The 11,650-nt window shown below is 65.0% G+C and carries 15 protein-coding genes; 4 read left to right on the top strand and 11 right to left on the bottom strand.

What is annotated here, in order from left to right; genetic code table 11:
* Window positions 1-40: 40 nt before the first annotated feature.
* Complete coding sequence (locus C7401_RS39900; protein WP_112177558.1) at window positions 41-1,324, bottom strand: sensor domain-containing diguanylate cyclase; 1,284 nt, start codon at window positions 1,322-1,324, stop codon at window positions 41-43.
* Between the two features lie 325 nt (window positions 1,325-1,649).
* Here C7401_RS39900 and C7401_RS39895 point away from each other — a divergent pair, with 325 nt between their 5' ends.
* The gene (locus C7401_RS39895; RefSeq protein ID WP_112177557.1) at window positions 1,650-2,036 is read left to right on the top strand and encodes a hypothetical protein; all 387 of its coding nucleotides are present in this window, start codon (window positions 1,650-1,652) and stop codon (window positions 2,034-2,036) included.
* A gap of 43 nt (window positions 2,037-2,079) precedes the next feature.
* Here the strand turns inward: C7401_RS39895 and C7401_RS39890 are convergent, their stop codons facing one another.
* Both C7401_RS39890 and C7401_RS39885 read right to left on the bottom strand, forming a co-directional pair.
* On the bottom strand, window positions 2,080-2,436 hold the full coding sequence (locus C7401_RS39890; protein ID WP_258397408.1) for a hypothetical protein: 357 nt from the start codon (window positions 2,434-2,436) through the stop codon (window positions 2,080-2,082).
* Window positions 2,437-2,475: 39 nt separating this feature from the next.
* Entirely contained in the window at window positions 2,476-2,862 is a 387-nt protein-coding gene (locus C7401_RS39885; protein ID WP_112177556.1) for a putative universal stress family protein, read from the bottom strand.
* A 191-nt stretch (window positions 2,863-3,053) separates the two neighbouring features.
* Between C7401_RS39885 and C7401_RS39880 the strand changes: the two genes are divergently transcribed.
* The 3 genes from C7401_RS39880 (at window position 3,054) to C7401_RS39870 (ending at window position 4,854) form a co-directional block, all read left to right on the top strand.
* Window positions 3,054-3,416 carry a hypothetical protein gene (locus tag C7401_RS39880; protein ID WP_258397407.1) on the top strand — a complete coding sequence of 121 codons (363 nt, stop codon included), beginning with the start codon at window positions 3,054-3,056 and terminating at the stop codon, window positions 3,414-3,416.
* Between the two features lies 1 nt (window position 3,417).
* On the top strand, window positions 3,418-4,296 hold the full coding sequence (locus C7401_RS39875; RefSeq protein ID WP_112177555.1) for a 4-hydroxy-tetrahydrodipicolinate synthase family protein: 879 nt from the start codon (window positions 3,418-3,420) through the stop codon (window positions 4,294-4,296).
* A gap of 123 nt (window positions 4,297-4,419) precedes the next feature.
* Window positions 4,420-4,854, top strand: coding sequence for a phosphate-starvation-inducible protein PsiE (locus C7401_RS39870; RefSeq protein WP_112177554.1), 435 nt, complete (start codon window positions 4,420-4,422; stop codon window positions 4,852-4,854).
* 46 nt (window positions 4,855-4,900) lie between these two features.
* Here C7401_RS39870 and C7401_RS39865 read toward each other — a convergent pair whose 3' ends face one another.
* From C7401_RS39865 to C7401_RS39830, 8 genes are all read right to left on the bottom strand, one after another.
* Entirely contained in the window at window positions 4,901-5,728 is an 828-nt protein-coding gene (locus C7401_RS39865) for an IclR family transcriptional regulator (RefSeq protein WP_112177553.1), read from the bottom strand.
* Between the two features lie 129 nt (window positions 5,729-5,857).
* The gene (locus C7401_RS39860; protein ID WP_112177552.1) at window positions 5,858-6,595 is read right to left on the bottom strand and encodes an SDR family NAD(P)-dependent oxidoreductase; all 738 of its coding nucleotides are present in this window, start codon (window positions 6,593-6,595) and stop codon (window positions 5,858-5,860) included.
* 23 nt (window positions 6,596-6,618) lie between these two features.
* A complete protein-coding gene (locus C7401_RS39855; protein WP_112177551.1) occupies window positions 6,619-7,920 on the bottom strand; it encodes an MFS transporter in 1,302 nt (433 codons plus the stop codon).
* 68 nt (window positions 7,921-7,988) lie between these two features.
* Window positions 7,989-8,726 (bottom strand): SDR family NAD(P)-dependent oxidoreductase, encoded by a 738-nt coding sequence (locus tag C7401_RS39850; protein WP_112177550.1) that lies wholly within the window; start codon window positions 8,724-8,726, stop codon window positions 7,989-7,991.
* Window positions 8,723-9,244, bottom strand: coding sequence for a 2,4'-dihydroxyacetophenone dioxygenase family protein (locus C7401_RS39845; protein WP_112177549.1), 522 nt, complete (start codon window positions 9,242-9,244; stop codon window positions 8,723-8,725). Before C7401_RS39845 ends, C7401_RS39850 begins: the two co-directional genes overlap by 4 nt.
* Window positions 9,245-9,426: 182 nt before the next feature.
* On the bottom strand, window positions 9,427-9,858 hold the full coding sequence (locus tag C7401_RS39840) for an SRPBCC family protein (RefSeq protein ID WP_112177548.1): 432 nt from the start codon (window positions 9,856-9,858) through the stop codon (window positions 9,427-9,429).
* Window positions 9,859-9,900: 42 nt separating this feature from the next.
* The gene (locus C7401_RS39835; protein ID WP_112177547.1) at window positions 9,901-11,016 is read right to left on the bottom strand and encodes an alkene reductase; all 1,116 of its coding nucleotides are present in this window, start codon (window positions 11,014-11,016) and stop codon (window positions 9,901-9,903) included.
* Window positions 11,017-11,095: 79 nt separating this feature from the next.
* Window positions 11,096-11,650: aldo/keto reductase (locus C7401_RS39830; RefSeq protein WP_112177546.1), on the bottom strand; the 555-nt coding region annotated here is incomplete at its 5' end.

Below are 11,650 nucleotides of genomic sequence, written 5' to 3'. Positions count from 1 at the left end.
AAGCGCGGGCCCACAGCCGTTTGATCAGACGAAAGCGGGGCTAACCGATTTCCACGCGGTTTCGGCCGCTGTCCTTGGCGCGATAGAGCGCGAGGTCAGCGCGCTTCACGATCGCCGCCACGTCGTGCTCGCCGGGCCGGCGCTCGGTCAGGCCGATGCTCACCGTAAAAGGCACGGGCTTGCCCAGGCGCCACTTATGTTCGAAGCGCTGCTCATCGATTGTCGCGCGCAGGTCTTCGGCAACGGCCGTGGCCTGCGCGATATCGAGGCCCGGCAGCGCGGCGACGAATTCCTCGCCGCCCCAGCGGGCGAATACGCCGATGCGCCGGTCGGCGTCCATCACGACCTTGGCCATGACGCGCAAGACTTCGTCGCCAATATCGTGTCCGTAGCTGTCGTTGATCTTCTTGAAGAAGTCGATATCGAGAATGAAGACCGACAGCTTGCCCTCGGCATCCAGCAGTTTCTCCACCGTATCGGCGAATTCCCTGCGGTTGGGCAGGCCCGTCAATTCGTCGGTCACGGCCTGCTTCTGGAGCAGGTCCATCAACTGAACGCGATCGGCAATGTCGCGAATGACGGCCGTGAATTCGATCAGCCCGCCCACGTTGATTTTCGAAATCGCGATTTCCACGGGCAAAAGCGTGCCGTCGCGATGCAGGCCATAAACGCGGTTGCGCTCGTCCATCTGGCGCGAGCGCACGGGCGAGCGGGCAAACTGATGGACATATTGCGAATGATTGGCGCGGTAGCGCTCGGGTAGCAGCAATGTGATGGGTTGCCCAAGCATTTCCGCAGCCGCGTAGCCGAACAGGTTTTCGGCGGCGCGATTGAACAGCGTGATGCAGTGCTGCTGGTCGATCGTGATGATCGCGTCGTAGGCCGCGTCCACGACCGAACGAAAGCGCGACGTGCTGACTTCGAGTTCGTGCGTGAGCTGCATCTTCGTGGTGATTTCGAGGCCCGTCACCATGATTTCGAGCACCGAAGCCGTGCCTTCGCTGTGCCGCAGCGGCTTCAGCGACAGTCGCCACCAGTGCGTGCCGTCTCTCAGGTCATAGGCCTGTTCGAGCTCCTGGGCGATGCCCGAGTCGAAGCACTCGTTGAGTTTCTGGCGAATCTCGGTGCGCGCGTAATTGGGGATCAACGTGTCGAACGACGCCGGGAACGATTTGATCGCGCCGCGCCTGCCGCCCGTCATTTGCATGAAATGATCGTTGCAGGCGGAGACGACGAACTGGCCCCGTTCGTCGCGTCCGATCATGGCGACGCTGGCGGCAATTTCACCGACGAATTCACGAATCATGCTAGACCAGTCAGCCATCGGTCCTCCGCGATCGGCGTGCTCAATACACAGACGATATAGTAGTCCTCATCGCATGAAACCGTGTTGCGGCATGCGCTGCCTCGCGCAAGCGGGAACGACTCGTGCGCGATGACGCTTGATGATTCAAGGAAGTTTGGGAACGTACGATCGTGCGAGTTCTGTGCGGTGCATAACCAAACCTGGGTCGAATGGTTACGAATCTTCTTGATCCCGGTTAGGCGCCTATCTACATTGAAATAGCGTATTGGCGGCGAAATTGCGGCGAAATCATGCCGCGCGCCGCCAGGCGATTCTTGAATCCCCCGACAATATGAGGAATCGCATGCAGCGGAAATATTCATGGCCCGTATTGCTGCTGTGCCTCGTCGCGGCGCAGGCATTCGGGCAGGCACGCAATACCTATCCTTGCGCCACCCCGCGGCAGCATGCGGACAGCGAGGCGCGCATTGCCGCGATCACGCGCGGCTTCGACTCCCAGCGTATTGGCAGCGATTACGCTTCGGCCGACAACCAGCGCCTCCAGGCGCTCGTCACCATTCGCCGATGTCAGACGAGTTCGCCGTCGGGCATGCGCTGCTCGCGGGAACTGGAGCAGTACACCATCGCGGATCAGCAGTACCGCTATGCCGCGCAGAACATGGACGCCTATAACACGGCGGCCGCCACCCAGGCGAGAGCGCGCGCCGCGCAGCTTCCGCCTTGCCGGTGAAGGCGGTGAGCGCGGGGGCACGAAGGCTCGGCCAGGCGCAATGCTAGCGGGCGGCGACGACGCCCCCATGCAACTCCACATGCAGCACGACTAGCCAGCGCGAGGGGCAGGCGCAAGCCACGCGCACGGCGCGCCCGGGGCGAATGGCGGCCGGCTGGACGAAGCCCGATTCGCTCGCGCGCGACCATGCATGCCGCGCATCGGAACGTATCCACGCGGCAAGCAGCGCACAGCACATGAAGCAAAAAAAGGCGGTCAGTCCCAGGGCGAAATCGGGATGATTCGAGAACGCAAAAAACGCGAACGCCGAAGTCAAAATAGGATTGATCAAGAGGATCAGCGCACACACGCGCAGCAGCGCGCGCTTTTGCGCATTCCCGGTGCGGGTGGCTCGAAGCATGGCTCGGTCAGGCTCAGACAATGCACGCAGTCGATGCGTTCAATGCAGCAACGTGACCGGCACGCTGCACAGGCGCTTGAGCCGCGTGAGCATCATCCATTTGCGCACGAAGCCGAGATGGCTCGCATCCACGAGAACGATATCGGCGCCGCCGCATTCCACGCAGGCCGCAATGCTGCGCTCGGCCGGGCCCGGCGCGTGGCGCAGGCGGTAGGGCACACCCGCGTCTTCGAGTATCGCGCACGTCGCGCTCAGCGTGTCGCTCAGGCGCCGCTGTCTGCGCTTGCGCAGGTCGGCGCTGACGTCCTGCACGGTCTCGACGACTTCGACTTCGACCATGCCGCGCTCCGCAAAAAGAAACGCGCTGTGGCGCGCGGCTTCGGCGGCGCCATGATGATCGAAGACGGGAATAAGGAGTTTCAACACGAGGTGGCCCGAGTGATTGGCGGATCACAATGATCGTAGCGAAAGCGGCATAAAAAACCTGTAAAAGATCGGCCGCCAATGCGTAAAGGCGATGCAAGGCAAGTGTGTGCCGAGCGCGATCCCGGCGGGCTTCAATCGCATCGCGCGTTTTTTTAACACCAGTTTTATACGCCACCCACTACGCTAAGGTTGTGTTCACAACCTGCGAGTACCGCCTCATTCTCATGGCTTGCGCAAATCCCATTACGCTTTACGACGAAGCCCCTCGTCCCCGCCCGCGCGCCAAAGTCGTGCCGCTGCGCGCGCCGCGTGCTTGGCTGGAAGTCGTGCTGACCGCAAGCACCGCCGATACCGCGCGCGCCCATCTCGCCACGCTGCTTCATTCGCCGCTCGGCGTGTACGTCGCGCAGACCGGCTTCGAGCGCGGCGTGACGCGCGTGCTGCTCGATATCGCGCCCGAGGATATCGACTTCACCTTGCATACGCTCATGACCACCGTTCCGCAAGCCGCGATCGGCGCGTTGCGTGAGCGTATGCCGCGCAAGGAGGCCTGATATGTTCGAAGGAATCTGGTTGCCGATCGTCACGCCCCTGCGCGACGGCGAAGTGGATATCGACGCATTGCAACGTCTGACCGACGAGTCCGTGAGCAGCGGCATTGCCGGTGTCGTCGCGCTCAGCACGACAGGCGAGGCAGCGCTGCTGCGCGGCGTCGAACGTCTTGCGGTCTTGCAGGCGATAACGGATGTGGCGGCAGGACGTGTGCCCGTGCTCGCGGGCCTGGGCGGCAGCGACACGCAAGCGTTCGTGCAGGACGTGCGCAGCCTGGAAAGATGGGACGTGGCGGGCTTTCTTGCGCCGCCGCCGTCATTCGTGTGCCCGGACCAGGCAGGTCTCCTGTGGCACTTCGAGCAGATCGCGGCCGCGACCGCACGACCGGTCGTGCTCTACGACGTGCCGCATCGCACCGGCGTTTCGCTCGAAGTCGACACGGTGCGCCGGCTGGCCGAAATCGACAATATCGTGGCGATCAAGGCTTGCGTGAGCGAACGCTATGAAGCGCTGGGCGCGCTGCCCATCACGCTGTTGTGCGGCACCGACGAAGCGTTTCTCGAATGCCTGGAAGCGGGCGGCGCGGGGGGCATTCTCGCGAGCGCGCACGTTTGCGCCGACCTGCTGCGCGACGTGCTGGCGCTCAGGAAGGCCGGCTACGGCGAGGCGGCGCAGCGCCTGTTCATGCGCTTCAAGCCCGTGCTGCGCCTCTTGTTCACCGCGCCGAACCCCGCCGCGGTCAAGGCCATGCTGGCGCTCGACGGGCGCATCTCGCACGAAACGCGCATGCCGATACGGCGCGCTTCGCCCGCGCTCGTCACGCAGCTCGAATTCGCGCGCGCCGTGCTCGACGATCTGCGCGCGGTTGCGCCAGTGGCTTGATTGAGGTGGTTTGATCCGGCGGCCACAGCCGGACCCGATTTCATCTTCGCTTACGCGCGCATTTTCGAATTTTCATTTCGTCGCGGTACTATCCCCTTACCTTGTCAATTGGGAACCGCGAAGATGAAGTACGAGCACGCTCTGCAACGAGCGATCAAGGAGCGCCTTGAGCGCGCCATGGAACTGGCCGAACTGTTCGGCCTGTTCATTATCGGCATTGGCACCGTGGCGGCCATGGGCGTGCTGATCTGGCACATGGTGAATTCGGACGGCGTGACGCTGACCGATCTGCTGCTGATGTTCCTCTACCTCGAAATATTCGCGATGGTCGGGCAGTATCTCAAGGCGGGCCAGTTGCCCGTGCGTTTTCCGCTCTACATCGCGATGGTATCGATCGCGCGGGATCTGATCCTGCGCGCGGGCGCGAACACGGAACTCCATTTGCTTGCCTCCGCCGCCGCGATCGTGCTGATCGCGCTGGGCGTGCTCATCATCCGCTACGGGCAGGCGCGCTTTCCGAGCAACACCGACGAGCGGCGCGTCGAAGAGGCGAAGTAACGAAGCCGCCGCCGTGGCGCGAGACGCCGCCCGCGCGCCGGGCGGCTCAGCGCGCCGAAACCGGGCCGAGCCGCGCGGCAATCGCGCGGCACGCCGCGAGCAGCGGCTCGACGTAGCTGCGTTGCGCGTCGGCCTCGCGGCGAAACATCGGCATGCTGATGCTCACACAGCCCACCGCGCGCCCGTCGGCGCCGAGAATCGCCGCGCCGTAACACCAGATCGACTGCTCGTTTTCCTCGCGGTCTTCCGCATAACCACGCTGCGCCGTGAGTTCGATCTCCTCGCGAATCGCGTCGAGATCGGTCATCGTATGCTCGGTGAAGCGCACGCGCGGCGCGTGCTGGAGCAGCGGCTCGCGTTCGGCCGGCGTGAGCGTGGCGAGCCATGCCTTGCCCACCGAGCTCGACGTGAGCGTCACGCGCGTGCCGATGCGCGAGGCCATGCGCACGGCGTGCGGACTTTCGAGCTTTTCGATGTAGACCATCGCACCGTCGCTCGGCACGGCGAGATGCACCGTTTCGGAGGTGGTGTTGCGCAGTTCCATGAGCGCGTCGACGGCGGCGATGCGCAGGTCGGAGCGCTCCCAGCTACGGCTTGCGAGGCTCACGAGCCGCGTGCCGAGCGCGAACGTGTTGCCGCCGCCCACCGCCGTGACGAGCCCTTCGGCCTGGAGCGCCGACACGATGCGATGCACGGTCGGGCGCGGATAGCCGCTCGCCGCCACGAGCTTCGCGATGTTCGGCGGCGTGTCGGCGTCGGCGATGAGCTGAAGCACGGCGATGAACTTCGAAAAGGCGGCGGTGCCGGCGACGGCCTTGGCGTCGCCGGGTGCTGTGGAGGCGGAGGAGGATGCGGAGGGTTCTGAGGTCGACATTCGAAAGCTTGCAGGCGCCATGTGGCGTCATTATGCCCGCAATTCCAGGCCCCGGACATCGGCGCGGCGCGTGCGCGCCGAGGTTGCCGGAGCACAGGGAATGGCGATCATGCGTCCATCAGGTGCGCGTCACGCGCACAGATAGCCGCCGTCCACCGGCACGATCGCGCCCGTCATGAACGAAGCGGCGGGCGTGCAGAGGAACGCCGCCACGTTGGCGACTTCCTCGGGCCGGCCCCAGCGCTTCATCGGCGTGCGTTCGAGAATGCCCTGCGCGCGGCCGTCGTCGTCCTGTAGCGCCTGCGTGAGCGGCGTGGCGATCCAGCCGGGCGCGAGCGCGTTCACGCGGATATTGTCGCCCGCATAGGCAATCGCGAGCGAGCGCGTGAGCTGCGCCACGCCGCCCTTGCTCGCGCTATAGGCGGGCACGAGGCCGCCGCCGAAAAAGCTCAGCATCGACGCCGTGTTGACGATGCAGCCCGACGACGCCTTCAGCAATTCGCGCGCGCTCGCGCATACGCGCATCGTGCCGTTGAGATTGATGTCGAGCACGCGTTCGAACACCTCGATCTGGTGTTCCTCGCCGCGGCTGATGACGCCCGCGCAATTCACCACGATATCGAGCCGCTCGAAGCCGCCGATCACGCGTGCGACGTCGTCGGCGGAGCGCACGTCGAGCGTCGCGCGCTGCACGGCGGCGTCCAGGGCGTCGGGCGCATCGGGCGTGCTCGATGCCGGCGGCAGACCGGCCGCCACGGTGTGCGCGCCGAGTTGCGCGAGACGGTTGGCGATGGCAGCGCCAATGCCGGAGAGGCCGCCCGTTACGAGGGCGACCTTGCCCTCCAGAAGATTGTCCTTGAATGTCATGGTGCGGAGTGCGAACGAATGAATCAGGTGGGTTGAGTGGCCGCCGCCTGGCGCTCGCCCTGAGGCGTGACTTCCTTGACGACGAAGAGATAGACGAATGCGGCGGCGAACGCCACAGCCGCGCTGATGAGCAGGGCGTTGACGAACGAATGCGTCTGGTCCACCACGATGCCCGTGATGACCGGCGCGAACGAGCCGCCGAAATAGCCGCCGAAATTCTGCATGCTGCCGAGCGAGGCCACGAGATGGCGCGGCGCGGCCACGCTCACGAGCGCCCAGGCGGCGCCGCTCGACATGTTCACGAAGAACATCGCGACCGACACATAGGTGATGGCGAGCGCGGTGCTCGGCGTGTAGGCGGCCGGCACAGTGAACGCGGCCGCGCCGATCAGGCCCACGCACAGCGGCCACTTGCGGCTGCGAATGGGCGCCATGCCGCGATTGAGCAGGTAGTCGGAGATAAAGCCGCTGCTCGCCATGCCGATCGTGCCGAACACATAGGGAATGGCGACGAGCCAGCCCGTGTGCGCGATGCTGATGTGGCGCTCCTTCTCCAGGTAGCCGGGCAGCCAGGTGAGGTAGAGCCACACCATGTAGATCACGCCCATGAAGCCGAAGATCATGCCCCACGTGTTGCGCTGCTTGAGCAGCATGCCCCACTCGGCGAAGCTCAGCGCGCTCTTTTGCGGCGCCTGGGTCGCACCGTCTTCGAGCCACGCCGTTTCCTCGGCGGTGAGCACGACCTGATCGCGGTTGCGATAGACCATGTACCAGCCGATCGAGACGAGCACGCCCAGCACCCCCATGATGATGAACATCGGGCGCCAGCCGAACGTGAGCATCAGCACGGTGAGCAGCGGCGGCGCGATCATCGGCGCGATCGTCGAAGAGGAGACGAACGTGCCCGTCGGCGCGCCGCGCTCGCGCACGGCGAACCATTCATGAATGACCTTGGCCCCGGCGGGGAACAACGGCGCTTCGGCAATGCCGAGCACGACGCGTGCGGCGAGAAAGTGATTGAGCGTCTGGATGAAGCCGCCCGTCACCTGCGCGACCGACCACACGAGCATGCCGAGCCCGAGCATCACGCGTGAGCCGAAACGGTCGAGCATCGCGCCCACCGGCAATTGCGCGAACGCATAGGCGAGCGAAAAGGCCGACAGCAGCAGGCCCATTTCCGAGGCGTTCAGATGCAGTTCCTCGGCCACGGAATGGTTGGCGATGGACAGCGTGCTGCGGTCGAGATAGTTGACGATGCCGGCTATCGTCAGAAAGGCGATGGCGACCGTCTGGGTGCGTTTTAGCCGTTGCGACTTCTTTTGCATGGCTCGTCTCCTTGTGCTGTTGTAGTGTGTGCGCCGGGCGGCGGCGCACTATGAATCGGTGCGGCGCATCAATACGTCGCGCGGCCGCCCGAAAGGTCAAATATCGCGCCCGTGCTGAACGTGCAGGAATCCGAACAAAGCCAGAGCGCGAGTTCGGCGACTTCGTCGACGGTGCCGAGGCGCCCGAGCGGGCTTTTGTCGATCATCGTCTGCACGTGCGCCGCCGACATTTGCGCGAGCAGCGGCGTTTCCACGGCGGCGGGCGCAATGCCGTTGACGAGAATGCCCGTTTGCGCGAGCTCCTTGCCAAGCGACTTGGTCAGCGCGATCACGCCCGCCTTCGCGGCGCTGTAGGCGGAGGCGTTCGGCGTGCCTTCCTTGCCTGCGAGCGAGGCCACGTTGACGATGCGCCCGGCTTGCGCGCGGCGCATGACCGGCACGACGTGGCGGCAAACGTGATACGTGCCGACCAGATTGACGTCCACAATGCGCTGCCATTCGGCGGGATCGTAAGCGTCGAGCGGCATGGTCGACCCGGCGAAGCCCGCGTTGTTCACGAGGTAGTCGATGCGCCCGAAGCGCGCGAGCGTTTCGGCAAGCGCCGCCTCGACGGTCTCGGGGCGGGTGACGTCGACTTCCACGTGATGGGGCGCGGCGGCGCTGTCCCGATCGCCGGGCACGCGGTCCCAGTTCACGGTGCGCGCGCCGCCGTGCGCGAAGGCGTTGCTGATCGCGCGGCCGATGCCGCCCGCGGCGCCGGTCACGACGGCCACGCGCCCCGCGAAGTCGTAGCGGGCGCGGCTCATCGGATGAACTGGTCCACGTAGTCTTCGCCCAGGCCCATGGCCGCGTAGTGCTTGCGGCACATGTCGATCTTCGTGAACACGTCCTCGTAGCCCGTGTAGTTGCCCCAGGGGTCGCAGTAGAACATCACGCCGTTCACCTGGAAGTAGGTGATCATTTCCTCCACGTCTTCCGGCACGTAAAGCGTGTGCGTTTCGCCGGGCGGCTCGAACACATAGCTGCCTTCGGTGGCTTCCCAGTCGTGCTCCAGATAGCGCCAGCGGCCCTTGAGCACCATGCCGTGCACGGCCTGCGGGTGGCGGTGCCTGCTCAGGACACCTGACTTGCGAACGCGCAACAAATTCATCCAGTAGCCCTGCGCCGTGTTCAGGCAAAGCGGACGGAACCAGACGTTCTCGGCCTGGGGCACCCAGACGCGTTCGTCGGTGGGAATGGCGTGGGGGATGACGATTTCCTGCTGCGCTTCCTTGGGGAACGGAAGCTGGTACGGCGTCATAGGGGAGTAAGTTTTATCCGACATTGTCTGCTCTCGCTTTGTCCACAATATGGACGTTAAGTCCACGATATGGCTAATTGTGCGGGAGAGATTTGATCTCGGTCAATGCCAGGGTTTGCCCGAGGGGCGGGCAACGCCGCGCGAGGCTTCGCGCCGGCGACCGGCGCGCCGTGCTCGAAGCCTCGATGTGAGAACTGCGGAAGAGGTCAGCCGGCCGTTGTTCCGGCTTCGACGAGCGTCTTGAGGCGATCGAGGCCCGCGCGGTACAGGACCTCGTAATGCCCGGTGAGCGCGGTGGCGCTTTGCTCGTCGAGCGGCTCGAATTCGCTCGCCCAGGTGGCGCGCGTGTGGGTCGCGTCGATGGCGCTGGCGCTCAGCTTTGCCCTGTAGTTCGTCACCGGATCGGGACCTTCGACGATCGCATAGCGATAGAACGTGCCCGGCGCGCTGTGTTCGAGCAGGTTCTCGACGATGATCGAGCCGTCGATCGCTTCGAGGTGGCGCAGCCGCCCGTCATCGCTGAGCCGCGACGAGCGGACGAATTCGAGCCACGCGGGCAGGCCGTTGAATTCGCCGAGCAGCGCCCAGACCGACTCCACGGGCGCGGCAATATCGATGGATACGCTTACGTTTGCCATAGTGTTGTCCTTCATGAATTCGTGCTTGAGTTCGACCGGGGTTCAGGCCGCCGCTTCGTCGAGCGCCGGATAGTCCGTGAGCCCCTTCGCGCCGCCGCCGAACAGCGTTTCGCGATGATGTGCCGCGAGCGGCGCGTCAAGGCGCAAGCGCTGCACGAGATCGGGGTTGGCGACGAACGGCCGGCCGAACGCGATGAGGTCGGCCCAGCCCGACTCGATCGCGTCGCGCGCGCGTTCGCCCGTGTACTTGCCCGCATAGATCAGCACACCTGAGTAGGTGGCGCGCAGCTTGCGCTTGAATTCGAGCGGCATGTGCGGTGCGTCGTCCCAGTCGGCCTCGGCGATATGGATGTACGCCACGCCGATTTCGTCGAGCCGCTTTGCTGCTGCGAGATAGGTGGTTTCCGGATCGGCGTCTTCGCAGCCGTTGAGCGTGGTGAGCGGTGCGAGGCGAATGCCCACGCGCTGCGCGTCACCCGTGCCTTCGATCAGCGCGCGCGCGACTTCGTCGAGAAAGCGCAGGCGGTTGTCGAGCGAGCCGCCGTATTCGTCGGTGCGCGTGTTCGCGTTCGAGTCGATGAACTGGTTGACGAGATAGCCGTTCGCCGCGTGCAGTTCGACGCCGTCGAAGCCCGCCGCCATGGCGTTGCGCGCCGCCGTGCGGTACTGGTCCACGATTTCGCGAATCTCGTCGATGGCGAGCGCACGTGGTTCGGATGCCTGAACGAAGCCCGGCGTGCCTTGCTCGTCGCCGGCGATGAACACGTTCACGCCTTTGGCCTGAAGCGGCGACGACGACACCGGTTGTTCGCCGCCCAGCAGGCTGGTGTGGCTCAGTCGGCCCACGTGCCAGAGTTGCGCGAAGATGCGCCCGCCCCGCGCGTGAACCGCGCTCGTCACCTTGCGCCAACCGTCGATCTGCGACGGCGTGTGAATGCCGGGCGTCCACGCATAGCCCTTGCCGAGCGGCGCGATATACGTGCCCTCGCTCACGATGAGCCCGGCGTCGGCGCGTTGCGCATAGTATTCGGCCATCAGGTCGTTGGCTTCGTCGCCGGGCTGGCTCGCACGCGAGCGCGTCATGGGCGGCATCACGATGCGGTTGGGAAGGGTCAGCGCGCCGAGCTGGAGCGGCTGGAAAAGAGGATCGTGCTTCATCGTCAGGGTTCCTTGTGCGGAGTCGCGGCGCGCCGTGGGACCGAAGGGCCGCGTGAATTCAAACCGGTTGGCCGGGGCTTCAGTCCCACTGCGCGGCGAGACCTTCGGGGCTCACTTCGCGGCCGTTGCGTTCGAGCGCGGCGATCTGCGCCATGTCTTCGTCGCTCAGTTCCAGCGTTTGCGCGAGCAGATTGCTGGCGAGGTTTTCGCGCTTCGTCGAAGAGGGAATGACCGAATAGCCCAGACGCAGCGCCCAGGCCAGCGCCACCTGGGCGGGCGTGGCATGGCGGCGTTCGGCGATGGCGCGAATGACCGGGTCGCCCAGCACCTTGCCGTAGGCAAGCGTCATGTACGACGTCACGTGAATGCCTTCCTGCTGGAGGAAGCTCACGAGCTTGCCGCTCTGCAAATACGGGCTCAGTTCGATCTGGTTGGTCGCGACATTCTCCTTGCCGACCACGGCGATGGCCCGCTTCGTCAGGTCGATATTGAAGTTCGACACGCCGATCTGCTTCGTGAGGCCTTGCGACTTCGCCTCGGCGAGCGCGCTCATGAATTCTTCGAGCGACACGCCGTTATTCGGCGCGGGCCAGTGAATGAGCGTGAGGTCCACTTCGTCGGCGCGCAGCTTTTT

This window comes from Paraburkholderia unamae (assembly GCF_003268775.1).
Classification (GTDB): Bacteria; Pseudomonadota; Gammaproteobacteria; order Burkholderiales; family Burkholderiaceae; genus Paraburkholderia; species Paraburkholderia unamae.
The sequence above is the reverse complement of the archived record's forward strand: the minus strand, read 5'-3'. Positions and strand labels throughout refer to the sequence as shown.

Excerpts from the sequence above, each read along its gene's own strand:
- C7401_RS39900 (WP_112177558.1), bottom strand. The coding sequence starts at position 1,324 with ATGGCTGACTGGTCTAGCATGATTCGTGAATTCGTCGGTGAAATTGCC.
- C7401_RS39895 (WP_112177557.1), top strand. The coding sequence starts at position 1,650 with ATGCAGCGGAAATATTCATGGCCCGTATTGCTGCTGTGCCTCGTCGCG.
- C7401_RS39890 (WP_258397408.1), bottom strand. The coding sequence starts at position 2,436 with ATGCTTCGAGCCACCCGCACCGGGAATGCGCAAAAGCGCGCGCTGCTG.
- C7401_RS39875 (WP_112177555.1), top strand. The coding sequence starts at position 3,418 with ATGTTCGAAGGAATCTGGTTGCCGATCGTCACGCCCCTGCGCGACGGC.
- C7401_RS39870 (WP_112177554.1), top strand. The coding sequence starts at position 4,420 with ATGAAGTACGAGCACGCTCTGCAACGAGCGATCAAGGAGCGCCTTGAG.
- C7401_RS39865 (WP_112177553.1), bottom strand. The coding sequence starts at position 5,728 with ATGTCGACCTCAGAACCCTCCGCATCCTCCTCCGCCTCCACAGCACCC.
- C7401_RS39860 (WP_112177552.1), bottom strand. The coding sequence starts at position 6,595 with ATGACATTCAAGGACAATCTTCTGGAGGGCAAGGTCGCCCTCGTAACG.
- C7401_RS39855 (WP_112177551.1), bottom strand. The coding sequence starts at position 7,920 with ATGCAAAAGAAGTCGCAACGGCTAAAACGCACCCAGACGGTCGCCATC.
- C7401_RS39850 (WP_112177550.1), bottom strand. The coding sequence starts at position 8,726 with ATGAGCCGCGCCCGCTACGACTTCGCGGGGCGCGTGGCCGTCGTGACC.
- C7401_RS39845 (WP_112177549.1), bottom strand. The coding sequence starts at position 9,244 with ATGTCGGATAAAACTTACTCCCCTATGACGCCGTACCAGCTTCCGTTC.
- C7401_RS39840 (WP_112177548.1), bottom strand. The coding sequence starts at position 9,858 with ATGGCAAACGTAAGCGTATCCATCGATATTGCCGCGCCCGTGGAGTCG.
- C7401_RS39835 (WP_112177547.1), bottom strand. The coding sequence starts at position 11,016 with ATGAAGCACGATCCTCTTTTCCAGCCGCTCCAGCTCGGCGCGCTGACC.